The following is a 25,164-nucleotide window of genomic DNA, read 5'->3' on the forward strand; positions in this document are numbered from 1 at the left end:
CGATTATATTTAAAAAATGTTATAACTTCTAATGAACAAGACATTTACTTTCGTTTTGATGATAGCTTGTCCGAAACCGTTCCAAGCGTCTGCTCTACTTGCTCTAATGCATTTACAGCATTTTCTGCCTGATAAGAGAATGTTTCATAAAATTTGTCCACCGATTGTTTCACATTATTAACTGCGTCGGCTGGATTACGAACAACGTGAGAAGACATATCTTTGCAGCGTGAAATTCTTTGTTTTGTATAGCTTCGCGTATCTCCGTCAAATAAAGCCGTTATCCCTCCTACTACTGCCCCAACAACAATCCCTGTAATTAATTTACGTTTTCCCATGAATCATCTCTCCTTTATTTGCATGATCTTTTTCATTCGTACAAGTGGCTTTGCTCGTTTCAAGCTAAAGTCCATTTACCACTTTAATATAGGTTAAAAGATTGGCACAGCCTGCTTTTACTAATTTATATGTATAATCAAAATCCCCTGTAAAATATGGATCAGGCACATTTGATTCACCCGCATTTTGAACATAATCCATTAATTTCGCTACCACGATATTATCATTACCCGCTTTTAGCTTCCTTAAATCCTTTATATTTTGATCATCCATCGCAATAATATAATCAAATTTCTCCCAATCGTGTACGGTAACCTGTCTTGCCCGTAAACCATCATAAGGAATTTGTTTTTGCGCTAGCAAGTCCCTCGTTCCATGATGTGGTGGTTCGCCAACATGCCAATCACCTGTACCACTGGAATCTACCTCTATTTCGGTTTCTAGCTTTTCTTCCTTAACCATTTGCCGAAATACTGCTTCAGCCATTGGAGATCGACAAATGTTCCCTAAGCAAACAAAGAGCACACGGATCATTCTGTTTCCCCACCTATTCTACTTTTACTTGTATTATAACGAATTCTTCTTGATTAAGAAAATAATAGTATACGCATTTTTTGTAATATACTTTATAAAGCGACTAAAATTTAGCATTTTTTCCGAATTAATATAAAAAACGCTTGACATCCAAGCTAATATTCGAAATATTTAATATATATTATATAATCAAACAAAGGGGGAAGCATGTTGAAAGAGTTAATAAATGAAATTAGTGGTTTCGTCTGGGGACCGATCACTTTAGTGCTAATTGTCGGGACCGGACTATATTTAACTTTAAGACTAGGTTTTTTACAATTTCGAACACTACCTTACGCACTCCGCCTGGCGTTCAGCCCAACTAGACAGGATAAAAAATCAAAAGGAGATATAAGTCATTACCAAGCCTTAACAACAGCAATGGCTGCAACTATTGGTACCGGTAATATCGTCGGTGTTGCCACAGCAGTTGTACTTGGTGGACCTGGTGCTGTGTTTTGGATGTGGCTATCCGCCTTATTCGGAATGGCAACAAAATATGCGGAAGCTGTATTAGCGGTAAAGTATCGGGTAACGAATAGTAAAGGAGAAATGTCGGGCGGACCGATGTATTATTTAGAGCATGGTCTAAAAGCAAAATGGCTTGGAATTCTTTTTGCTTTTTTTGGCGCGATTGCAGCCTTTGGAATCGGGAACATGGTGCAATCAAATTCTGTGTCTGACGCAATGGAGCGTTCCTTTCAAATTCCTGGCTGGGTAACTGGTATATTGCTTACAACATTAACCGGATTGGTTATCCTTGGAGGCATTAAATGGATTGGTCGTGTAACTGCGTTTTTCGTTCCAATTATGGCCTTATTTTACGTTATTGGCGGTCTTATTATTATGGTAATGAATTTTGATGTATTACCAGGCGTTATTAGCCTCATTTTCACAGATGCATTCACAGGAAGTGCTGTTGGAGGCGGTATTTTAGGAACCGTTATTCGATATGGTGTAGCTCGAGGCGTATTTTCCAATGAAGCTGGACTTGGTTCGGCCCCAATTGCGGCCGCTGCTGCGAAGACCGATTATCCCGGACGACAAGCACTTGTTTCGATGACACAAGTGTTCATTGACACCATTATCGTCTGTTCAATTACTGGAATTACAATTGTTATGTCAGGATTAGCAGGATCTGGTCCAGAAGGCGGAGATTTAACAGCCGCAGCATTTAGTATGTATCTAGGTGATGTTGGAGGATTTATCGTTACAATTGGAATTGTGCTTTTCGCCTTCTCTACTCTTGTTGGTTGGTCCTATTACGGTGAAAAATGCTTTTCATACTTATTTACTGATAAAGCTATCCCATACTATCGAATTGTCTTCGTACTAGCAGTTATGTACGGTGCTATGGAAAAACTTGATATTGTATTTGGCATTTCTGATATTATGAATGCTTTAATGGCATTTCCAAACCTTATTGGCCTTTTAGGATTATCTGGTGTAGTTGCCTATGAAACAAAGAAATTCTTAAAGGTAGCAAAAGAAGAGAAGTTAGAAGCAAAAAAGGCGAAGCAAGCATCTTAAGTAAAAGCATTATAGAGCAAAAATATAACTAGGCAAGAGCAACTAAAAAGAGCGGGTCATCCTATTTAAGGATGATCACGCCCTTTTTCTTTCTCAACATGAGAAAAAGATTTCTTTCTTCGCTTATTAAAAATTCTTCCAAGCTCATTCGTTTCGTTAACAACAAAACATCAATCACTTAAGCGATTGGTGCAATACAGTTTTCATCATTATTTTTTGCCTTGTTTACGTAATCTGATACATCGTAGCTCGTTAAATCCTCTATATTCACTTCTGCAAGAAATTCTTTAACTTGGACTGGATGCTGCTTTGTTGGCGAGATCCATTCAGCCTCTTTTTGCTTCGGTAATATTATCGGCATACGATCATGTATTTGTTTCATAAACGGATTGGCATCCTTTGTTAGAATCGTACAAGTAAAAACTACTTTATCATCGGTTTGCCATTTATCCCACAATCCCGCAAAAGCAAAAAGTCCCCGATCAGCTAATTGAATTCTTTTAGGCTGCTTACGACTACCCTGCTTTTGCCACTCATAAAAGCTATCTGCTATAATAAGACATCGCTTTTGTGCTAACAGATTTTTAAAGCTCGGCTTTTCGTGTACGGTTTCACTTCTCGCATTAATCATTTTATATCCAATCTTTTCATCTTTCGCCCACGATGGAATGAGTCCCCAACGTATATAGCCGGCCCTACGCTCTTTTCCATCATGGATAATCGCCAAAACATCCTGCCCAGGAGCAATATTATAGCTTGGCTGAAAAGAATCAATAGAATGTGCTAATCCATATTCTGTTCGAATAGCAGTCTCATTTGCAAGTACGGTATAGCGACCACACATCCTGCCACCCCCTTCGAAAGTGTATGCAACCATTCCTCAAAAAATACTTAAATCCCACTGTGATGCAATGTGACGTAATAAACGAATGCCAGCAACACTATTGCCACGATCATCTAATGCTGGACCAAACACACCAATACCACACCCTTCAATAAAGGGTAATTCTTCCTCGCGAACACGTGGTGGTGCGACAGCAATGATTCCACCAGATACACCACTTTTGGCAGGGACCCCTACATATGTGGCAAACTTTCCAGATGCATCATACATGCCACATGTAAGCATTAACGCTTTTACAATCCGGGCAATTTGTCGCGGAATGATTTCCTCTTTTGTATTTGGATCTTCTCCATCATTCGCTAAAATCAAACCGATTTTTGCAAGATCTTCTGAGGTAACTTCAATCGAGCATTGCTTAAAATAAGTTTCGAGCGTGACATTCATATCCGATTCTAAAAAGCCGATCTCTAACAAATAATAGCCGATAGCGCGATTACGCATCGAGGTATTTCGCTCGGATTCATACACTTCAACATTTAATTTTGGGCGATAGCCTAGCATTTTTTCTAAAAGCAAAAACAAAGGCTCAAGTCGCATATCTGATGTTTTTCCCTTTAACATAGAGGTAACTGTAATCGCGCCTGCATTAATAAAAGGGTTAAATGGCTTATTTACCTGACTCATTTCCAAATGCATAATGGAGTTAAACGCTTCTCCAGTAGGTTCCACATCTACTCGATCGAGTACATAAGATATGCCTCGCTCCATACAAGCGACAATTAAACTAAGCACCTTAGAAATACTTTGGATCGTGAACGGAATATGTGTATCTCCTGAACTTATTTTCATTCCATTATTCCCTAGGATTGTAATACCGAGCCAATCAGGATTTGCTTCCTTTAATACTGGGATATAAGAAGCAAGCTCCCCTTCCTTCGTATGCTTTCGATAAAAAGAAACCCAGTCGTCAACATAGCTTTGCAGCCAATTCTCGTTTTGTTCTGTACTCCAATTCGCTGTTCCTTGTACCAATGCCTTCACCTCAATCTGAATAGAAATGGCTTATTTTAAAATCATTATTTTGACCGATACGTATTCCTTCAAAATATAAATGATAAGAAAGGAAGTAGCAACTAAAGCGATTAGGCGGCTTTCATTAATAATTATTCACCTATTTAATAAAGCTTTAAACAATGCGTTACTTACTCAGATAAAAAACGCTTGCATAGCTCAAGCTAAACAAGCGTTTTGTTCGAATATTAATTATTGAACAGTTAATGCTTCTTCGATATTCGCTGCATTCTTTTCTGCATTTTCCGTTTGTAACGTCTTTTCGATTGTATTTTGTAGGGACTCAGCTATTTCTGCACTTTTCATTTCTTTATATGCTTCAGGGTACATTGGTTTGCCAATTGTCAATGAAACGTCGGACGCTTTTATACGCCCCCCATCCTCTTCAAGCATTTGATACGTACCATTGATTGTAATCGGTACGATAGGTACACGAGCCTTTGTAGCTAAACGTAAACTCCCTGGTTTAAAGGGGTTCAGTTTACCTCCTCTACTCCGTGTCCCTTCTGGAAAAATCACAAGTGAATGACCATCCTTTAAATATTCGATCCCTTCATTAATCGCCTTCATTGATTGTCTTCTATCATTGCGATCAATAAAAACACAATAAATTAGCTTCATCCACGATCGAATAATCGGTAGCTTATTAATTTCCTTTTTAGCAATAAACCCTACTGGCTTACCGAGGTAGCCAAGCAATGCTAAAATATCAAACAACCCTTGGTGGTTTGCCACAAATAATACCGCACCATCTGGTAAATTCTCTTGTCCTTTCACAGTTACAGTTGATCCTGTTCGCTCTAATACTTTTCGAGATACTGTTTTCGGTTGCTCGAAATAATACTCATTAGACTGTCGATCATTTTCAGAGTGAAAGCTTTTTTTCGCTTTTTGCAGCTTAAAATAAGTTGCAACTACTAATAGTCCTGCATATATATATATTCCCATTGTCCTTAACACGTTGTCTCCTCCTAACATAATTAAAATTATACCTTAGAATAATAACGGTTCAAGACTTTTTTCCTACTTCACACAATATTCATTTCATGATTCGCTATAATTCGACAGTATATCCCCTTTCGGTTAGGGAAATATAAATATACGAGCATAGAAAAATCCCCAAAAGGAAGTATTCCTATCCTTTTGAGGACTTTAATATAATCATCTATTGTAGCGATTACTTGCCAATAAATTGTTGTGTCCAAACATTTCCTGACTCAACATAGCCTACGCCAATGTGTGTGAATTTGCCATTCATAATGTTTGCACGGTGACCTTCACTATTCATCCAAGCGTTAACAACCTCTTGAGGTGTACGCTGTCCTTTGGCAATGTTTTCACCTGCAGTATTATAGCTGATTCCCCAGCTCTTCATCATATCGAATGGAGATCCGTACGTAGGGCTGTTATGAGAAAAGTATCCATTAACTGACATATCACGAGACTTCTCACGTGCTACTCTACTTAATTCCCAATCCACTTTCAATGCACTTAATCCTTGCTTCGCGCGTTCTTGGTTTGTTAAATCAACAACTTGTTGCTCAAACTGACTTAGTGCATAATTTTGTCCTTGTGGTGTAGACTGTGCTGGTTTGTTTGTTGTTGTATTTTCTTTAGCTGGTGCTTCTGGCTTTTGTACTGGTTTTTTATCTGCAGTTGGTGTTTCTGGCTTTTGTACAGGTTTTTTATCTGCAGTTGGTGTTTCTGGCTTCTGTACAGGTTTTTTATCTGCAGATGGTGCCTTCGATGGCTGATTTTGTTCTACTTTTACAGGTTCCTTTGGTGCTTCCTGTTTTGGAGGATCTTGCTTTTCTACTTCTGTTTCACCTTTATTTGAATGGTTATTCCAATCCCATTTAATGTTTTTCCAATTATTAGATGAAAAGTATTTTGAAAGATAGCTGTTTATATCCTTATTTGAAACTTGCTGCCAATTTCCATTTGTAGAATAATAGATTTTTGTTTTATATGAAAAATTCTGTGCTTGATCCTTAGCTGCGGCATCAACAGAATTACTGATTGTTCCTCCGAATAATAGTGCAGTTGATAAAGCTGTTACAACAGTTATTTTCTTCAACATTAAAAACACCTCTTCTTTTAGATTTGATTTAAGTTCTCACAAGCTGTGTCCTGCCTGCAAAAATACTATAACATGCGTTTTATGTAATATTCATAGCAGCATTTTCCATTTAAAGTAAATACACGATTAGAATCTCTCTATTGCGCAAAAGTCCTTGATATACTTGAGGATCGATTTAACCTAAAAACGGGAATATTGGAAATCAGACTTTCACCTGGCAAAACTTGCATCAAAATTGCTATTGACACCCTGTCAAAACAAGCTATTATATTACAGCAAGGCTTTTTTTGTAATCAAAATGTTACTTGATTTTTTAAGTGTGCATCCAAATTTCTATCGATATTCACCTATTAAGGTAGGAGATATTTTTTCAAGATAAAAAAATATTATTAATTAACAGAAACGAATAACTACCCCCATAAAATAGGAATTATAATAGAAGAACTATAAAGTGAAATGGCTATCTGTGGGTATATATCCCCAAAGCCAAAAGGAATTAAAGTGGCACTTATCATAAAGGTTAGCGAATATTGTCATCATTGGAGGAACATATTATGTTATCAAATGCAGAAATCGGAATTGATTTAGGTACAGCAAATATCCTTATATATACAAAAACAAAAGGGATCGTATTAAATGAACCAGCTGTCGTAGCAATCGATGTTAACACAAAGCAGGTTGTTGCAGTTGGTACAGAAGCAAAACAAATGGTAGGAAAAACACCAAAAAACATCATTCCTATCCGACCGTTACGAGATGGCGTCATAGCTGATTACGATGTAACAGCACAAATGCTTAAGGCATTTTTGAAAAAAGTGAGCAAAAAAATGGGGCTATCTATGCGAAAACCAACAGTTGTCGTATGTACCCCAGCTGGAAGCACTGCGGTAGAGCGCCGCGCGATTCATAATGCAATATCTAGCTATGGAGCAAAGCATGTCCATATTATTGAAGAGCCGGTTGCTGCTGCAATTGGAGCAGATCTTCCTGTAGATGAACCAATTGCCAATGTGATTGTTGATATCGGTGGCGGAACTGCAGAAGTTGGAATTATCTCCTTTGGTGGTGTCGTATCTTCTAACTCTGTACGAGTTGGTGGCGACCGTATGGATGAAGAAATCATTCAATATATCCGCAAGAAATACAATATTCTTATTGGAGAAAGAACTGCGGAGAATATTAAAATGGAAATTGGCTATGCATATGAAGATCATCTAGAGGAAACTATGGAGATTCGCGGTCGTGACATGGTTACTGGATTACCTAAAACAGTTACTATTTCATCCAAAGAGGTATATGCTGCATTAAAAGAATCATTAGAGCAAATTCTAGAAGCAATTCGAGCAACACTTGAAGATTGTCCTCCTGAGCTAAGCGGAGATATTGTAGATCGTGGAATTGTCCTCACCGGAGGCGGATCATTACTTCATGGCATGCAAGAATGGTTAACAAGAGAAATCATTGTTCCAGTGCATCTTGCTCCAAACCCACTCGAATCTGTTGCCATCGGTACAGGCCGAGCAATTAAAATGATTTCAAAGCTCCAAAAAATAGCGAAATAACGGGGTAATACAACCGTGAAGAGCGAAGGGTACTAACTTTATCAAGACTTATATTAAAAACATTGGTCCTAATCCAAATATTGGGGCTGGCGATAACTCACCAGCCCCTTCTTTGTATGAAGTAACTATTAATATGTTTGTACATATAATGCAGTAATACTTTTCAAGTAAAGAGGTATTTAAACTAAAAAGATACTTTAGTTATAAAGCATATCCTTTAGGTGCTCACCATCATAATAGCTATAAATTTTTAATTCATTATCACTATTAATAATAGTCATTTGACCTTTCAATTCTACTTTATCTACCTCATTTCCTTCTGGATCAGTAAATATTAAAGTAAAAGAATGATTAAAATCGAACGATTCACTTTTTGCTTGGTCTTGTTCATTTTTTTCAAATTTAATGTTTTGCACAGAAATTGTATTATTTTTTTTAATTGCTACCTCTTCTGGTATTAAAAAAATCTTTTGTTTGCTAGGTCTTCAAATTCCTTTTCTGTAAAATAAGTTGAAAATTTATTCTGTTTATCAAGGAGTTGTGCTGTGTTCATTTTGTTCAAATCAAGGCTTAAATCCTCAACATGATAATATCCCTTAATAAACTCTTTTCCGAATTCTACAGCATTGTCTTCTTTCTTTCCACAAGCACTAATCAACAATAAAAGAATGATGGAACTACACAGTAAAACAAACCACTTTTGCATAAAAACATCCTTTCCTCGGATGAGCTCTTATAAGTCAGTGTTCCATTGTCCTATAACATTTTTTTCGGAGTTACATCTGAAGCATACACAACTGTTCCAAAAACTGGTGTTGGATTAGCAGGGTTCATTTACAAATACACAACAATCGTTTTGATATTATTATTTTTAATAGAGTAAAAGGCAATATTTAAATAGAATAAAAGTGCATTATTTGAAATGTAAAGAGCGTACAGAACTACTTTATTTTTTCACATACATATATCATTTCATAACTATCATTCGTTATAGGTGTTTCATTCCAATCTTTATAAACATTCAATATCTTAAATCCATTTGCTAATAAAATTCGTTCCATTTCTTTTGGAAATACGTATCTAAGACTTATGTTTGTCCTTCTTTCATTTACAATTTCGCCATCATTGTTTTTGTATTTCCTAATAGTCTCGTAGTTCTGAACTTGGTTTAAGCTATCATAGTCACTAATAGTATATACATCAACTTCATTTAAAGTTTCACTATCAAAATAAGTTCTCCAATATTCCTCCGAACTGGGTTGTAATAACTCTTCTACACTTGGAAACCTTGTGCCAAAAATGAATTTCCCACCAACTTCTAAATGTCTGTTTACAGAAGACAATAGACCATCTTGACTCTCATTTGTTAGGAAATGTTGAAATGAGTTTCCAGTTGTATATATCAAACTACTCTTAAGATTCAAATTAAGTTGGGTGCAATCCTGTTCTACCCATTCTATTGGAAGATTATTCTTAGATGATTTCTTTTTGGCTTGATCTAGCATACCACTATGTATGTCTACCCCAATAAGTTTATATCCTTTATTCGCTAACGGAATTGTTGCTCTACCTGTTCCACAAGCCAAATCAATTATAGTACCTTGTTGCTTCGATGCCCACTTTAATAGAAATGGAATATCTTCATTGTACGATTCATTTTCTTGATCATATAATATAGGGTCGTTATATTCTTCAGAATTATCTAGTACCATCTTCTTCTCCTTAAAATATATTATTTTAATACTCTAATTATCCCCTATTTTATCATAATTTTCTAGGTCTTCTTTAGTTACGACGGTTTCAAAATGACTATTTTAAATCAAATAGAACATTCATACTTAGCTTATTTCTTATTTCATTGAACGCAAACAGCCTAGGAATGCTCTTTCCATGGTCGCTTAGAAGAGAACATTAATGCAGCCTATAATTAAGATAATAAAACTACAGGCGTGGTATTAGGTTTGCGAACTGCAGATATTTATGAAACCGTCAAACGCTTAAAGGAGAAAGAAGTCAATTTTATTATAGGAGAACCAACAAATTGTCCTCTAGGAAAATATATTAGTTTCCGAGATCCCTTTGGGAATATTTAAGAATACCTACAATTTGAAACGACGTAAACATTTCAATTTTCTCAGAAACATTTACAAATTATTCAGAATACATTACACTAAACGGTAGAATCATGTGAAGGCGTTCGCAGCGTCTACCTCCATGATCAAATCATTTGTTACTTATCATTCATACTATACGAGCATCTGCCGAGTCTGTTCACACTTGCCTTCAAGCTGTGTTCCAACAGATAAACAGCCAGTTCAACTTGCCATGCAGCTCACTGCATTCAATTTGAATTGGCTTTTTTATTGCCTTTTGCCTGATGCGTACCGTAAACAAAGATAAGGAAGAAAGGAGTGTACAATGTGGCAGGAGCATTAACACATATCCGGGTTCTCGATCTTTCTCGCGTTTTGGCAGGACCCTACTGCACTATGATTCTAGGTGATCTTGGTGCTGAAGTGATTAAAGTAGAAGCTCCAGGAGGCAGTGATGAAACAAGGAAATGGGGACCACCCTTTCAAAATGATGTTAGTGCATATTATTTATGTGCAAACCGCAATAAGAAAAGCATAACTGTCAATTTAAAAACCGAAGAAGGTATTGCTATCATCAAAGAACTTGTAGCTGATAGTGACGTCATCATACACAACTTTAAGACAGGCACGATGGAAAAGTTCGGCTTGGATTATGCTACCTTATCGGATATTAATCCTCAGCTTATCTATTGTTCGATTACTGGATTCGGTGAAACGGGACCATACAAAGCATTACCTGGCTATGATTTTATTATTCAAGCAATGAGTGGAATCATGAGCATTACTGGTAATGCAGATAGCGGACCACAAAAAATGGGAGTTGCCATCACGGATATTTTAACTGGGCTTTATGCATGTATTGGCATTCAAGGCGCATTACTCGAACGCAGTCAATCTGGAAAAGGACAAAAACTCGATATTTCTTTATATGAATCAGCAGTAAGCGCACTTGTCAATATTGGAAGCAATTACTTAATGTCAGGAGAGGTGCCAACAAGGCTAGGGAATCATCATGCAAACATTGTCCCGTATCAAACATTCGAGACATTTGATGGTGAAATGGTCATTGCGGTTGGAAATGATCACCAATTCAAGACCTTATGCGCAATTCTAGGGAAACCCGAATACGGAGAAGACGAACGCTTTCGAACAAACCCGAAGCGGGTAGCACATCGAACGGAATTAGTGCCCTTGCTTCAGAATATATTTAAAACAAAGCCAACAGAATATTGGCTAAATCAATGTCACGAAAGCAATATTCCTTGTGGACCAATTCAGCAATTAAGTGATGTAACCCAAGATCCACAGCTCCTAGCACGAAACATGTTTGTCGAGCTAATGCATCCAACCGCTGGACCGATTAAGCTGATCGGCAGTCCACTACATTTTTCTCGAACTCCAGTTTCATTTAGACAGCATCCACCAATTGCTGGTGAGCACAATGTGCAATTTGGAATTAATAAATCGTATTCATAAAATAGGAGATGATTGATAATGAATTTTCAATTTACCGAAGAACAGCAATTGTTACGGCAAACAGTCCGTAGCTTTGTAGACAAAGAAATCATGCCCCATATTACAGCATGGGACCGAGAAGGAAAATTTGATCCAGACATTTACACGAAACTAGCAGCACTTGGACTAATGGGAGTCTGTATCCCAGAAATCTATGGAGGAAGTGGCATGGATTACAATGCCCTCGCGATTGTTTGTGAAGAGCTAGAACGAGGAGATACTGCTTTTCGTACAGCGGTTTCTGTTCATACCGGACTAAACAGTATGACACTCCTGCAGTGGGGATCTGAAGCGCAAAAGGAAAAATATCTTGTCCCACAGGCAAAAGGGGAGAAAATCGGTGCGTTTGGCTTAACAGAGCCTGGTGCAGGATCAGATGTTGCCTCTCTTCAGTCTACGGCAGTTAAAGCGGATGAATATTATATTTTAAACGGGCAAAAAACATGGATTTCGCTTTGTGATACTGCAGATCACTTTCTCGTTTTTGCGTATACGGATAAATCGAAAAAGCATCATGGTATTTCAGCATTTATCGTAGAAAGAACATGGGAAGGCTTTTCCTCGAAGGCTCAAAAAGGAAAGCTTGGAATACGTGCTGGTAATACGGGCGAAATCTTTTTCGACAATATCAAGGTTCCTAAAGAAAACCTCCTTGGTGAAGAAGGAGAAGGCTTTAAAATAGCAATGTCGGCCCTAGATAATGGACGATTTACGGTTGCCGCAGGTGCAGTCGGTCAAATTATGGCTTGCTTAGAAGCGAGTGTTAGTTATTGTCATGAACGTGAAACCTTTGGTAAACCAATAGGAAAGCATCAGCTTGTCCAGCAAATGATCGCCAAAATGGAGGCAGGCCTACAAATGAGTCGCTTACTAGTCTACCGAGCTGGCGAACTAAAAAATAGTGGCAAAAGGAATACCCGAGAAACGTCACTCGCAAAATGGCAAGCATGTGATTTCGCCAACCAAGCTGCGGATGATGCGGTGCAAATTCACGGAGCCTATGGCTTTTCAGATGAATATCCTGTTGAACGGTATTTACGAAACTCGAAAGCACCTGTTATTTATGAAGGAACGCGAGAAATTCATACAGTGATGCAAGCAGAATATGTGCTTGGCTATCGCAAGGATAAAGAGCTGAATAAAATGCTGCCAGCTTGGGAAGGTCAAACCGAATCAGTGAAGTAAAAGAAAATCTACTTATCTTTTTTTAGGAGGGTGAAGATGCTAGAAGCACAAACAAAGAGTATCTTTATTAATGGACAATGGAAAGAGTTAGAGCCTGGAAAAACCACGCCTATTTATAATCCAGCTACATTAGAAAAACTGACTGAAGTTGCATTCGGTGCAGAACAGGAAGCATTGGAAGCGATCATGGCAGCGGATCAAGCATTTCCAATGTGGAGTGAAATGACTGGACGCAAACGGTCTCGCATCTTATATAAAGCAGCCCAACTAATGTTACAGGATGCCGATCGATTAGGAGAAATTCTAACTGCAGAACAAGGAAAACCGCTAAAGGAAGCGATTGGAGAGGTCAAAGGAGCAGCAAGCTTTTTATTATGGTACGCAGAGGAAGCAAGCAGAAGCTATGGGGAATGGATTCCATCCTCCATTCCTACAAAGCGAATGCTTGTTATCCCAAAACCAATCGGAGTAGTTGCAGCCATCACACCATGGAACTTTCCATCGTCTATGATTACTCGTAAATTAGCTCCAGCATTAGCAGCAGGCTGCACGGTAGTATTAAAGCCATCACCCGAAACACCACTTTCGGCAATCGAAATCATTAAAATCTTTGAAGAAGCTGGAATGCCACCAGGTGTAGTAAATATGGTAACAGGTGATGCCGATGCGATTGGCAAAGCGATGCTGACCAATAAGGCGGTTAAAATGATTACATTTACAGGATCAACAAAAGTGGGCAAATATTTAATGCGTGAAAGTGCAGCGCAATTGAAGAAAGTATCTCTTGAGCTTGGTGGTCATGCCCCACTTATCGTATTCGAGGATGCAGACTTAGATAAAGCTGTGAATCTTGCTTTAGCAAGTAAGTTTAGAAATAGTGGGCAAACATGTATTTGTGCAAATAGACTTTATGTTCATGAAGCCGTTGCAACAGAATTTCTCGACAAGCTTCAAGAAAAGGTTGAAGGATTGAAGGTTGGCTCCGGAATGGAGGAAGATACAGATTTAGGGCCTTTAATTAGCGAGCAAGCATGTGCGAAAGTGCAAGCACATTTAAATGACGCACTAAAAAAGGGAGCTAAAATCATTGCAGGTGGGAATGATTGGACCGGGGATTTAAAAGGTTATTTTTGCTCGCCTACGGTGATTGCAGATGTATCCGATGATATGCTTGTCATGCATGAAGAAACGTTTGGCCCGTTATTTCCTGTTCAAACATTTCAAGCTGAAACGGAAGTTATCCAGAAAGCAAACAATACCGATTATGGGCTTGCCGCCTACATTTTCACAGAAAACACAAGTCGAACTCTAAGAGTAGCAGAAAAGCTCGATTACGGCATTGTCGGGGTAAATGATGTCTTTCCAGCCACTGCAGAAGCACCATTCGGCGGAATCAAACAATCTGGGAATGGCAAGGAAGGCGGTCATCATGGAATGGATGAATTTCTGGAAAAGAAATTTGTCTCAATTGGTGTAGAGCGATAAGGTCAATCGATTGCAAGTTTGATAAACTAATAAATTCCATCCACAGAATAGAAAAAGGGCTAATTTTGTGATTAGCCCTTTTTTCTTACCCTTCTCCCTTTAACCATTGTTTCACTTTTTTATCCATCGCTAATTGTAATTCTCCTACATCTCCACTATCTTGTGTAACAAGCTCTAAGTATTTTTTGGGGAACATCTTTTTTAAAGAGGACGAATACAAACTCCCGTCTTTTGGTTCTTTATATTCGATAACAGTAAAGCTATCTTCCTTTTTGCTTAACCGAATCATCGCAGGCAATGAATGACCTGATTGGTTTTCTATTCCAGTAGCTTTACTATAGCCACCATAATAAGACCATAGATAAACAGTTAGGATCTCATCTTTTTCACTCGTTCCATATACTTTATGGACTTCAAATTGCTTTTCTGTGTTTGCATACGTGTCGGCATATTTTTGAATAATGTAATCTGAAATAACATCATTCATCTCTTCGGTTATTTGTTCGTCTCCATCCTTTAAATTCAATTCTTTTTCATCATTGCATCCCGTTAAAAATACTACTCCCATTAGCAATAAAACAAAACATGACATTAGTCTGCTCAAAGCCATCTCACTCTCCATGTAGGCAATTTTATATTTCATAAGGATACATGCTTCTATTTAAACCTGTAACGTTACTTCCATTATATGTTATTTGTTAAACTTATGCATCCCGCCGTTCATCTTGAGATCGATACCGATAAGCTTCATATTGTTTATCTAAATCCTTTAATGCGGAAATAATTGCATTCCCTGCTTTCCCTAAGTAATGGTGCTTTACATCTTCTACCGGCTGCTCAATTCCATCTTGTAAGCTATATCCCTTTAATAGCTCCTGTACATACTCCCTACCATGAAGCGTTGCTAACGTACAGCCCGCAGAAACGATAACCCCATATTTTTTATCCACTTCTGCAGTAATCGTCAATGTTTCATAGATACTTTTTGCAGCCATCCCTGATGGTAATCTGGCATGTCCAGCAATAAAAATGGTTTTTCTCATTCGTACGCACACTCCATCGTAGATTGATATCCTAGCTTAGCAGAAATTTCTAATGCGCTCTCCTTCGTATGCTTTTTAATATACAGTAAATGATCCCCTTCAAAACGACTTGAAAGACCACTTACTGTTAAAGCAGCAATGACTTCTCCTTTAAAGTTTTGTATTGGATAGGATATCCCAGTCGTGTCGGCATCCTGTTCACCGATACTATAGGCATAGCCTACCTTTCGAATATGCTGTAATTGCTTTCGTAATGAATCTTTATCTATTAATTGCTGCGCTGATAATTGATATAAATTTGATTGCTCTAGGATTGCTTGCTGTTTACGCTCTGATAAAAATGCCAATAATAGCTTAGGTCCTGAGCCAATATAAAGTGGTGAGCTTTTTCCTATGCGCGTATACAACCGTAACGCACGAGTGCTTTCTACTTTTTCAATATACGTCGCTTCATCATTATTGACTATGACTAAGTGAACGACTTCATTAATTGTTTGTGCTAGTTTTTCCATAAACGGTAGAGCGACTTCTCTAATTTCTAAGGATGAAGAAACGAGCTGCCCTAATTCCAATAGCTTTAGGCCTAATCGATAGCGACTATCATGCTCTGAATCCTTTGTTTTGTATAAAAAGTTCATGTGCTCAAGCGTTGTTAACAACCGATAAGCTGTTGGCTTTGGAAGAGATGATCTTACTGCAATTTCTTTTAATGAAAGCTCTGGTGTTTCTTCTGAAAACAAATCCAATAGCTTGAGTGCCTTTACAACACTTTGGTTCATTTTTCTTCTCCTTCTTCAGCTAATAAGTAAAAGGGAGACTGGGATAAATCTAAATAGTCGGTAATAAAGACAAACAATACGCTATTCTAGCGTAGAAAATATACGGAGACTCCTGCGGGAGGAAAGGCGTCGGTGAGACCCCACAGTGACGAAGGAACGAGGAGGCTCACTAGCCGCCCGCGGAAAGCGGAGTATCTTTCCGGAGCGATTATTTATCCAACTATCGTATTGTTCGTAATTTACATTGATTAATACACTTTTGTCCCAGTCTCTCCATTATCTTACGTGTTAAAACACACTTAACTATTCACGTGCGTTTTTTCAGTCATTTCCATTTCGTGTATGACGACATTGCGTTTTGCCATTTGTTCCATATACAAGGCACCTGGAACGATTTGTTCTGGTGGATAAACCCCACGCTTTGTTATATCCCCGTTTGCAATCATTTGTGCAACAACCGAAATTGTATTTGCAGTTGCTCTAGCCATTGCAGTGACATTATGTTCCCGATCCTTATAGGTTGTCATTTCATAGGCATAGGTTTTCTGTTCACCATTCTTCTCACCTGAAACAACGACCCGTAACAATACTGCATCATCTTTATCGCCAAGCTCCACTATCGGATCAAGCACCTTTAAAAATACATCACGCGGTTTAATTTTTTGACCATGAACATCCACTTCATAATCCGCACGAGTTAAATTAAGATCAACGAGTAGCTTGAATTTTTCAGCATGACCGGGATACCGTATCGTTTTATATTCTAGTGTTTCTAAATCCGGATAAGAGATAGACAATGTCGATGTGCCACCAGATGTGTGAAATGCCTCCAATGGTCCAAACTTCTCAAAGTAAATTCGTTCAACCTCTGATAAAGAAGGAACTTCCTGTTTCATCCCATTGCGGATAATTAACGATGGATCGGTATAATGATCAAACACGCCTTCCATTGAAAATACATGATTATACTCAAGCGGCGCGTCAGGCTTTACAGGTATGCCTCCAACATACAGGCGAATGGATTGGAGCTGATCAAGCTTACTCGCCCCATAGCCTGATAAAATATTTATCATTCCAGGAGCAACACCAAGATCAGGAATTAATGTGACATTTGCTACTTCAGCATCCTTTTTTAATTCTAGAACTTTATCCGTAATGTGACCAATATGCCCGCCTAAATCAACGGAATGCACACCAAGCTTTATTGCAGTTTTTGCGACGATTTCATTAAAGGAATAAAACAAAGCATTAATAATCACATCAAATTGCCCGATATATTGTGCTAAATTTGCTTCATCACTAGCATTTACCTGATGTGCTGTCAGCTTAGGTGATTGCAGCTGATTACAAACAGTTTGCGCCCGCTGTAAGTCAATATCCGCTAACCCGACGACGCTTACATTGGGACTTGCAACTAAATCCCGAGCCGCCTCTTTTCCCATTAATCCTGCTCCAAGAACTCCGATTTTCATCTGATCAACTCCTATAACGATATTTCATTAATTATGTGACAGTACGTTATAACCTTCTCTAACAATGCTGCCTATAGTTATTCCACATCAATTTGAGCACGCTGTAGCTTTCCACTATAATCCACGTAAACGGCTTTCCATTCTGTGAAAACATCTAACGCCTGTACGCCGGAATCGCGATGTCCATTTCCAGTTCCTTTTGAGCCTCCAAATGGCAGATGGATTTCTGCGCCGGTTGTTCCAGCGTTTACGTAAACAATTCCTGTATCTAAATCACGTTGGGCTTTAAATACGCGATTCACATCTCTCGTAAAAATAGAACTTGAAAGTCCATAGGTGACGCCGTTATTTACTTCAATCGCTTCTTCAAAGCTTTGCACTGGAATGAGGGAAACGACTGGACCAAAAATCTCCTCTTGCGCAATACGCATCGAAGCAGTAGCATCTGTGAAAAGTGTTGGGGCAAAATAATACCCACCCTTATATTCACCATCTGTTAGCTCATAACCTCCTGCTAGTAGCTTTGCACCCTCGTTTTTCCCAATGTCGATATATTTTTTAATTTTTTCGAGTCCCGCTTGATTAATAATCGGCCCGACTTTTACCGATTCATTCAAGCCATCTCCAATGACTAACTCCTCCATCTTAGCTAATAAACGTTCCTCCAAGGTTTCCTTTACATTTTCATGTACAATGACCCGACTACAAGCCGTACAACGCTGCCCACTCGTTCCAAAGGCACTCCATAATATTCCTTCCACAGCAAGCTCTAAGTCCGCATCATCCATGACAATAACGGCATTTTTTCCACCCATTTCTAATGACACCTTTTTTAATTGACGACCACATTCAGCAGCAATATTGCGTCCTGTATCATTGGAACCGGTAAATGAAATGACTCGAATTTTATCATGCTGTACCATCGCATCTCCAACTGTTGAGCCGCTTCCAAATACAACATTTAGCACGCCCTTGGGAAGCCCTGCTTCTTCACAAATCTTCGCTAATTCATAAGCCATAATCGGCGTTTCTGTTGCCGGCTTCCATACTACTGCGTTTCCAGCGACAATAGCCGGGAATGACTTCCACGTCGCAATAGCGATTGGAAAATTCCATGGTGTAATAATTCCTACCACACCAATCGGTGCACGCACACTCATCGCGAATTTATCCTTTAACTCAGCTGGGGTAGTTTGACCAAATAAACGTCTTCCTTCCCCTGCCATATAAAAGGCCATATCAATTCCTTCTTGTACTTCACCACGCGCTTCTTCAAGTACCTTTCCATTCTCCATTGTTAAAAGCTGCGCAAGCTTTTCCTTCCGCTCCCTCATCAAGTAACCAATTTGATACAACACCTCAGCACGCTGTGGAGCAGGTACTAGCGCCCACTCCTTTTGCGCCTTTTCAGCTGCCTTTACTGCTTCATTGACAGCCTTTTGATCAGATAATGGTACTTCTACAATCGTTTCTCCAGTTGCTGGATTTGTTACTGGAGCTGTTTCCCCAATTGCTTCCTCCCATTTGCCATTAATGAAATTTGCTAGTTTTTTTACTTGAAGTAATCCTTCTGTCATCATTTATCCCTCCAAATTAATTAAATTTCTTATCCTGACACCCATGTTCAGTTCCAATGAGGCCAGATTATCGGATAATAAAGAAATGCATCTTTAGATTTCTATGAAAAACGTGACTGAATTATTTCCTTGCTTGATCTCGTAGCTGAGTAATCGTCTTAGCAACAGAGATTTGTTCTTTCTCTGTGCGAATTTCGATTACAGTAGGCACGTTCATCGAAATTGCTTCTGTAAGTGCCTGCTCAAACTGCGCTAGACTGGATACAAAATAACCTTTTGCTCCGACACTTTCCGCCATTTTTGCAAAGGAAACGGTACCTAAATCTGTGGCAATTACTTTTTCTGGATAGTAGAGTTCTTGGTGCATCCGAATCGTTCCGTACATATTGTTATTAAAGACAAGTGCAATAACTGGAATGTTGTATCGCACTGCGGTTTCCAGCTCCTGAACGGTCATCATAAAGCCACCATCGCCTGAAAGAGAAACGACGAGCTTCTCTGGATAGGCGAGCTTGGCGCCAATCGCTGCTGGTAATCCGTAACCCATTGCCCCTGACGTTGGTCCAACATACGTGTGCTGTAGAGTAAACGGGTAAAACGCATGGAGCCAGCCCGCAAAATTTCCAGCATCATTCGTAAGCAGTGTACTAGCTGGTAGCTTTGTCGCCATGGAATGGATAATTCGCTTATTAATCACATCTCCATCCTTTACGCTCAAGGAGCTTGCCTGCCGATAGCGCTGTTGACATCCATCTGCCCATTCATGCCAAGATGGACCTAGGTTTAATTGAAGTAGCGCGCTTAACGCTTCTTTTACATCTGCAACAATCCCGATGTCAGGTGCATATACCTGACCAATAACTTCATGTGAGATATCAATATGAATCAGTTTTTTCTCTTCCGTCATGATTGTATAATCCTGTGTTGTTACCTCAGAAAGTCGTGTTCCAAGTGCCACGATAACATCTGCTTCTGCTACTGTTTTTATAATCTCCTGATTTGTCCCTAATCCTAAATGTCCCGCATACAATGGGTGATCGTTCGGGAATACATCATGGCGACGAAAGCTTGCTATCACAGGAATGTTATATTTATTCGCAAAGGAAGTAAGGACAACCTCAGCCTCTGCCTGTTTTACACCACCACCTGCAATTATTAATGGACGTTTTGCCTGAGAAAGGATTTCATTAACGCGAATAATCTCCGTTTCAGAAGGAGCAGGCGTTGCAACAGGACTTACTGGTCCAAAACGCATTGCCGCTTTTCTAGGCAGTACATCCTCTGGCAATGACACAACAACAGGACCTGGTCTACCAGATTTCGCCACTCGGAAAGCGCGTTGGACAAGCTCTGGTATTCTATCAGGATCGTTTACTTCAACTGTCCATTTCGTGATCGGCTGAAAGTAATTATCCAAATCAATCTCCTGGAATCCTTCTCTTCCTTTAAACTTACTATGTACCTGCCCCAGAAAAACTACCATTGGTGTTGAATCCTGATACGCCGTGTGCACACCAATAGATAGATTAGCAGCACCAACCCCACGTGTAGCTAATACAACTCCTGTTTTCAGCGCTGATTTTGCATACCCTTCTGCCATAAATGCCGCTCCTCCTTCATGCCGAGCAGCAATAACTTGAATGGAAGGTGTATCATAGAGCGCATCAAGTACTGGTAAATAGCTTTCTCCAGGTACACAAAACACATTTGAAACGTCTTCTCTTTTCATACATTCTACAACTGCTTGTGCGGCAGTCATTTGTGTAGATTGTTCTACGGTCTTTTGCACAGCTTGCTTCCCTCCTTAAAATGGCATCCGCTGAAGTCGTTTCCCTGCTTCTTCTAGTCGTTCAACTGGCACGGTTAAAGCAATTCGCACGTATCCCTCCCCTAAATGACCAAAAGCAGTTCCTGGGGTAACGATTATTGCTGCTTCCTCTAGAACCTGATTGGCAAACGATTGTGAGCTAAATCCGTCAGGAACTTTTGCCCAGAGAAATATTGTGCCTCTTGGTTTTTCTGCGATAATTGCACTTTTTTCAAGGGCTTGGTGCATTTTTTCCATTCGTTCCTTAAAAATGGAGCTGTGCAACGTAGCTGCTGATAAATCACTTTTAAGTGCTCTTGCTGCCGCCTTTTGAATCGGTAAAAACTGACTTGTATCGATATTGCTTTTTAATGTTGATAAAGCCTTGATCACAGTTTTATTTCCAACGACATAACCTATTCGCCATCCTGTCATATTAAAGCTTTTCGAAAGGGAGCCGAATTCAACTGCACATTCCTTTGCATTTGGAACCTGCATCACACTTGGTGATTTGTAGCTATCAAAGGTAATCAAGTCATATGCCATATCATTCGCTAAAATAAGGTCATTTTCGACGGAAAATGTAACCGCTTCCAAAAAAGTTTGAATAGAAACCGTGGCGGCGGTTGGATTGCTCGGGTAATTTAAGAACATTAGCTTGGCAGCTGCTTTTTCTTCTTGCGATAGCTTGTTAAACTGTGGTTCATAGCCTTGCGCATGATTTAAAGGCAGATCAATCGTACGTCCACCCGCTAAATGAACAGCGCTCCGATAAACAGGATATCCCGGATTCGGTACAAACACAGCTTCACCTGGATTAATTACCGCTTGAACAAGGTTTGCAATTCCTTCCTTTGTGCCAATTAGCGCGAGCACTTCCTCTTCTGGATCTAACTGAACCCCATACCGCTTCAAATAAAACTGCGCTACAGCTTCTCTAAATTCCACACTTCCTGCATAGCTTGAATAGCGATGATTCGCAGCCTTTTGCGATTCTTCCACTAGTCGATCAATAATAAAGGCAGGGGTAGGTAAATCTGGCGCCCCAATTCCTAAATCTATGACATCCACCCCTTTCGCCTGCAGTTCGAGCTTTTTACGCTGAAAATCAGAAAACAAATATGGCGGCAAACTCTGTACTTTCTTTGAAATAAAAGCCATCCTCATCCTCCTGTTTCATTATATGAAACGCTATTTCATATAATTACCAATAGTATAAAACAGTATTTTCTAATTTTCAATTCTTTTTAAAAAATACTGACATTTCATTCGAAAGACCTAGTTACTTGGAAATTTTTTCTTCCTCCACCATTACCCTTGGCTTTTTACAAAGTGCAAAAAATATCGCTAATCCTACAAAGACCATTGCTAAACCAAGCAATACGCTTCCCGATAAACCAAGTGCTAAATAACCAAAGCCAGCAATACCAGCTGCCACTAACGCATATGGAAGCTGTGTCGTAACATGGTCAATATGATGACAGCTTGAACCAGTAGAAGACAAGATCGTTGTATCAGATATCGGAGAGCAGTGATCACCAAACACAGATCCCGCTAATACAGCAGCCATAACTGGGAGGATTAATGATATATCTGTTGCAGCGGCAATTTGCCCGCCTATTGGTAACAATAAAGCAAAAGCACCCCACGAAGTTCCGGTTGAAAAAGCAATAAACCCAGCCATTAAAAAAACGATAAACGGTAATAATGCAAAGCTAAGATTAGAATCCTTTACGACTTCTCCAAGATACACACCTGTTCCTAATTGATCAATTAACGCAACAATCGCCCAGGCAAAAATTAAGATTGAAAATCCAGGTAGCATCGACTTAGCTCCAAAAGCAAACCCATTTTTAAACTCTTTTCCTGTTAATTGCTTTTGTACTAAATGTCTTACAAACAAGCTAAGTGTTACAAGTAATCCAATAGCCCCACCTAAAAATAATGCTTCTGAAACATCGGCTTCTCCAAATATGGCAATTAACGTCTTTTCTTCCCCAGTTAGTGCTCGATACCCACTCCAATAAATAAATCCGATCGTAGCAAGAAATAGTACCGCAATTGGAACGACAAGATCGGTAATTTTTCCAATCTGGCTCGTCACGAGCTTTGCTTCCGAGTCAATCGTTTCCTTATGGTTCGGATCCAATACTTCTCCTGTTTCGATTGCCCGTTTCTCATGCACTTTCATCGGACCAAAATCAACTTGGCGTAATGCAATAATTGTCACTACTCCTAACGCAGACCATACATAAAAATTCATCGGAATCATTTGCAGAAAAGCGGTAAATTCAGAATCAGATATGCTTTGTGCTGCAAAAACTGTCCCGATAATCCCAATAATGTATGCTCCCCAGCTTGATACTGGAGCAACAACACATATTGGTGCAGAGGTGGAATCAACAATATAAGCAAGCTTAGCACGTGAAATGCGATGCTTATCCGTTACTGGCTTCGCAACCTGTCCGACAGTTAAGCTATTAAAGTAATCATCCACAAACACAATTACTCCCAGAATCATCGTCATTATCTGTGCACCGGCTCGCGTTTTCACCCGACGAATCATCCATTCACCAAAAGCTTGTGTTCCTCCCATCATACTTACAAATGCCGTAATAATTCCAAGCATCAGTACAAACAAGAGAATGTAAATATTCCATGTGTTAAGTGCGCCATCGACCACGAAGACTCCTTTAAATGCATCCCAAATTAAGCGCAGTGATTCTTGCAGTTGAAAGCTTCCTACGAAGAATGCTGCCGCGACAATGCCAACTCCAAGCGAGACTAAAACTCGCTTCGTTAAAAGCACCATGAGAATTGCTATTAACGGCGGAACTAACGACCAAATAGAATTTTCCAATACAAAACCTCCTTCATCATAGTTCTTGTTGGTTGTTGTTTTTTGATTATTAATACTATTCTACACTATTTATAAAACACCTTTTTTATTCACGAAAAAAGCAAACAAAAAACCCCTTTCAGAGCCTGAAAACAGACTCGTGAAAGAGGAGTTTCTTTTGTTTTATTTATATTTCTTCATCTACTCGGTGGACAATACGAAAGCTGCTTTCATCTAAAAGCTCAGCAACATGAATTTTCAAGCCATGACCGAAAACCACTTCATCCTCTGTCATCGCCACAATCATCGCCTTCGTTTTATTTTGAACATCAAGGTAAATATCGCCTACTGCTGGTTTAATGCGATCCTCACTCTCGGCCAAATATTCCATCGACTCATCTTCAATCTGCTGTGATTCTGGAACCTTGTTTTTATCATAATAGGCAATCTCTTGACTACCTTCCCCACGTCCAGGAACCATCACAACATATTCATGGTGCTTTACACCATTATCTCTTGTCGTTACAACATTGCCATCCTCGACACTTTCAACTTTTTCGATTTCATTTAATGAATAGTGATCTAGAAAGTCAGGCGCTGGCTTTGTTATAAGAATGTAATCTCCTTCCTCAGGAGTCTTCGTTTCATCAATCGTATATCGTTTTCCATAAAATATAAATGTATCATTATGCTTTGGCTTATAATAATGAATCTCACTAGCCTTTGTTAAAATTTGTTTCATATCCTTCAAGCGGTATAAGTGAATCGATTTTTTAAACATTGGCTTTACAGAATATACTTTATGGAGTTCATTTTCATAAAATACAAATTGCCCTTTCCTCACTTGGAACAGCTTCATTTTTTCAACCTCCCACCATTATTCTCTTTGAACGATTAATAATATGTTCCCTTAAATACATCTAATTTAAACACATATTTACCGCTGTTACCACTATTTAACTAGAAAAAGTTTTGCATAGCTTGATTAGCAGAGTTGGAGGACTCACTTATGTGGGGCGGAGGCTTGATCGAATTGGAGCGATTCTTGATCGAGTTGGGGGACTTCTTGATCGTTTGGGGCTGTTTCTTGATCGAATTGGAGCGATTCTTGATCGTTTGGAGCTGTTCTCGATCGTTTAGGGTGGTTTCTCGATCGAATTGGAGCGTTTCTTGATCGTTTCACCCTGTTTCTTGATCGTTTGGGAGGATTCTTGATCGTTTGGAGCTGTTCTCGCTCGAGTTTGGGTGCATCTCGCTCGAGTTGGCGGGTTCTCGCTCGAGTTGGAGCGGTTCTCGCTCGTTTCATAATCCTATCCAAGTAACTATCCGCCCGTAAAACGGGCGGTTTTAGTTTCGCCCTATAAGGGCAC

At 39.2% G+C, this 25,164-nt stretch carries 25 protein-coding genes; 7 read left to right on the plus strand and 18 right to left on the minus strand.

Annotated features, from left to right (window positions below; genetic code table 11):
• Positions 1–44 precede the first annotated feature (44 nt).
• Both SPK86_RS14445 and SPK86_RS14450 read right to left on the minus strand, forming a co-directional pair.
• Entirely contained in the window at positions 45–338 is a 294-nt protein-coding gene (locus tag SPK86_RS14445; RefSeq protein ID WP_330949687.1) for a YtxH domain-containing protein, read from the minus strand.
• Positions 339–402: 64 nt separating this feature from the next.
• Positions 403–873 (minus strand): low molecular weight protein-tyrosine-phosphatase, encoded by a 471-nt coding sequence (locus SPK86_RS14450; protein WP_284141545.1) that lies wholly within the window; start codon positions 871–873, stop codon positions 403–405.
• A 207-nt stretch (positions 874–1,080) separates the two neighbouring features.
• Between SPK86_RS14450 and SPK86_RS14455 the strand changes: the two genes are divergently transcribed.
• Entirely contained in the window at positions 1,081–2,442 is a 1,362-nt protein-coding gene (locus SPK86_RS14455) for an alanine/glycine:cation symporter family protein (RefSeq protein ID WP_443089791.1), read from the plus strand.
• A gap of 178 nt (positions 2,443–2,620) precedes the next feature.
• Here the strand turns inward: SPK86_RS14455 and SPK86_RS14460 are convergent, their stop codons facing one another.
• The 4 genes from SPK86_RS14460 to SPK86_RS14475 form a co-directional block, all read right to left on the minus strand.
• Positions 2,621–3,286: an SOS response-associated peptidase gene (locus SPK86_RS14460; protein ID WP_330949688.1), complete on the minus strand. Its 666-nt coding sequence runs from the start codon at positions 3,284–3,286 to the stop codon at positions 2,621–2,623.
• A 36-nt stretch (positions 3,287–3,322) separates the two neighbouring features.
• The gene (locus SPK86_RS14465) at positions 3,323–4,318 is read right to left on the minus strand and encodes a glutaminase (RefSeq protein WP_284141543.1); all 996 of its coding nucleotides are present in this window, start codon (positions 4,316–4,318) and stop codon (positions 3,323–3,325) included.
• Between the two features lie 231 nt (positions 4,319–4,549).
• Positions 4,550–5,317 carry a lysophospholipid acyltransferase family protein gene (locus SPK86_RS14470; RefSeq protein ID WP_330949689.1) on the minus strand — a complete coding sequence of 256 codons (768 nt, stop codon included), beginning with the start codon at positions 5,315–5,317 and terminating at the stop codon, positions 4,550–4,552.
• A gap of 217 nt (positions 5,318–5,534) precedes the next feature.
• Entirely contained in the window at positions 5,535–6,437 is a 903-nt protein-coding gene (locus SPK86_RS14475) for a CAP domain-containing protein (protein WP_330949690.1), read from the minus strand.
• 554 nt (positions 6,438–6,991) lie between these two features.
• Between SPK86_RS14475 and mreBH the strand changes: the two genes are divergently transcribed.
• Positions 6,992–7,999 carry a rod-share determining protein MreBH gene (gene mreBH, locus SPK86_RS14480; protein WP_330949691.1) on the plus strand — a complete coding sequence of 336 codons (1,008 nt, stop codon included), beginning with the start codon at positions 6,992–6,994 and terminating at the stop codon, positions 7,997–7,999.
• A 197-nt stretch (positions 8,000–8,196) separates the two neighbouring features.
• On the opposite strand, the gene SPK86_RS14485 is transcribed toward mreBH, so the two are convergent.
• The 3 genes from SPK86_RS14485 to SPK86_RS14495 form a co-directional block, all read right to left on the minus strand.
• Positions 8,197–8,415: a hypothetical protein gene (locus tag SPK86_RS14485; protein WP_330949692.1), complete on the minus strand. Its 219-nt coding sequence runs from the start codon at positions 8,413–8,415 to the stop codon at positions 8,197–8,199.
• Between the two features lie 41 nt (positions 8,416–8,456).
• On the minus strand, positions 8,457–8,705 hold the full coding sequence (locus SPK86_RS14490; protein ID WP_330949693.1) for a hypothetical protein: 249 nt from the start codon (positions 8,703–8,705) through the stop codon (positions 8,457–8,459).
• Between the two features lie 235 nt (positions 8,706–8,940).
• Complete coding sequence (locus SPK86_RS14495) at positions 8,941–9,711, minus strand: class I SAM-dependent methyltransferase (protein ID WP_330949694.1); 771 nt, start codon at positions 9,709–9,711, stop codon at positions 8,941–8,943.
• Positions 9,712–9,948: 237 nt separating this feature from the next.
• On the opposite strand from SPK86_RS14495, the gene SPK86_RS15185 reads away from it, so the two are divergent.
• The 4 genes from SPK86_RS15185 (at position 9,949) to SPK86_RS14510 (ending at position 14,277) form a co-directional block, all read left to right on the plus strand.
• Entirely contained in the window at positions 9,949–10,092 is a 144-nt protein-coding gene (locus SPK86_RS15185; protein ID WP_443089792.1) for a VOC family protein, read from the plus strand.
• A 327-nt stretch (positions 10,093–10,419) separates the two neighbouring features.
• Complete coding sequence (locus SPK86_RS14500) at positions 10,420–11,568, plus strand: CaiB/BaiF CoA transferase family protein (protein ID WP_330949695.1); 1,149 nt, start codon at positions 10,420–10,422, stop codon at positions 11,566–11,568.
• An 18-nt stretch (positions 11,569–11,586) separates the two neighbouring features.
• Positions 11,587–12,792 (plus strand): acyl-CoA dehydrogenase family protein, encoded by a 1,206-nt coding sequence (locus SPK86_RS14505; protein WP_330949696.1) that lies wholly within the window; start codon positions 11,587–11,589, stop codon positions 12,790–12,792.
• A 36-nt stretch (positions 12,793–12,828) separates the two neighbouring features.
• Entirely contained in the window at positions 12,829–14,277 is a 1,449-nt protein-coding gene (locus SPK86_RS14510) for an NAD-dependent succinate-semialdehyde dehydrogenase (protein ID WP_330949697.1), read from the plus strand.
• A gap of 85 nt (positions 14,278–14,362) precedes the next feature.
• Here the strand turns inward: SPK86_RS14510 and SPK86_RS14515 are convergent, their stop codons facing one another.
• From SPK86_RS14515 to SPK86_RS14555, 9 genes are all read right to left on the minus strand, one after another.
• The gene (locus tag SPK86_RS14515) at positions 14,363–14,920 is read right to left on the minus strand and encodes a hypothetical protein (RefSeq protein WP_330949698.1); all 558 of its coding nucleotides are present in this window, start codon (positions 14,918–14,920) and stop codon (positions 14,363–14,365) included.
• Between the two features lie 61 nt (positions 14,921–14,981).
• The gene (locus tag SPK86_RS14520; protein ID WP_284141226.1) at positions 14,982–15,320 is read right to left on the minus strand and encodes a DUF3870 domain-containing protein; all 339 of its coding nucleotides are present in this window, start codon (positions 15,318–15,320) and stop codon (positions 14,982–14,984) included.
• Positions 15,317–16,099 (minus strand): IclR family transcriptional regulator, encoded by a 783-nt coding sequence (locus SPK86_RS14525; protein WP_330949699.1) that lies wholly within the window; start codon positions 16,097–16,099, stop codon positions 15,317–15,319. The genes SPK86_RS14520 and SPK86_RS14525 overlap by 4 nt, the downstream gene beginning before the upstream one ends.
• Positions 16,100–16,398: 299 nt before the next feature.
• Entirely contained in the window at positions 16,399–17,571 is a 1,173-nt protein-coding gene (locus SPK86_RS14530) for a saccharopine dehydrogenase family protein (RefSeq protein WP_330949700.1), read from the minus strand.
• 77 nt (positions 17,572–17,648) lie between these two features.
• Entirely contained in the window at positions 17,649–19,148 is a 1,500-nt protein-coding gene (locus SPK86_RS14535; RefSeq protein ID WP_284141238.1) for an aldehyde dehydrogenase family protein, read from the minus strand.
• A 121-nt stretch (positions 19,149–19,269) separates the two neighbouring features.
• Entirely contained in the window at positions 19,270–20,907 is a 1,638-nt protein-coding gene (locus tag SPK86_RS14540) for a thiamine pyrophosphate-dependent enzyme (protein WP_443089793.1), read from the minus strand.
• A gap of 45 nt (positions 20,908–20,952) precedes the next feature.
• Positions 20,953–22,116, minus strand: a complete 1,164-nt coding sequence (locus tag SPK86_RS14545; RefSeq protein WP_330949701.1) for an aminotransferase class I/II-fold pyridoxal phosphate-dependent enzyme — start codon at positions 22,114–22,116, stop codon at positions 20,953–20,955.
• 121 nt (positions 22,117–22,237) lie between these two features.
• Entirely contained in the window at positions 22,238–23,815 is a 1,578-nt protein-coding gene (locus tag SPK86_RS14550; RefSeq protein WP_330949702.1) for a Na+/H+ antiporter NhaC family protein, read from the minus strand.
• Positions 23,816–23,981: 166 nt separating this feature from the next.
• Positions 23,982–24,653 carry a hypothetical protein gene (locus tag SPK86_RS14555; RefSeq protein ID WP_284141220.1) on the minus strand — a complete coding sequence of 224 codons (672 nt, stop codon included), beginning with the start codon at positions 24,651–24,653 and terminating at the stop codon, positions 23,982–23,984.
• Between the two features lie 152 nt (positions 24,654–24,805).
• Between SPK86_RS14555 and SPK86_RS14560 the strand changes: the two genes are divergently transcribed.
• The gene (locus tag SPK86_RS14560) at positions 24,806–24,934 is read left to right on the plus strand and encodes a hypothetical protein (RefSeq protein ID WP_330949703.1); all 129 of its coding nucleotides are present in this window, start codon (positions 24,806–24,808) and stop codon (positions 24,932–24,934) included.
• Positions 24,935–25,164 lie beyond the last annotated feature (230 nt).

The organism is Virgibacillus sp. MG-45, assembly GCF_036409425.1.
GTDB lineage: Bacteria > Bacillota > Bacilli > Bacillales > Amphibacillaceae > LDC-1.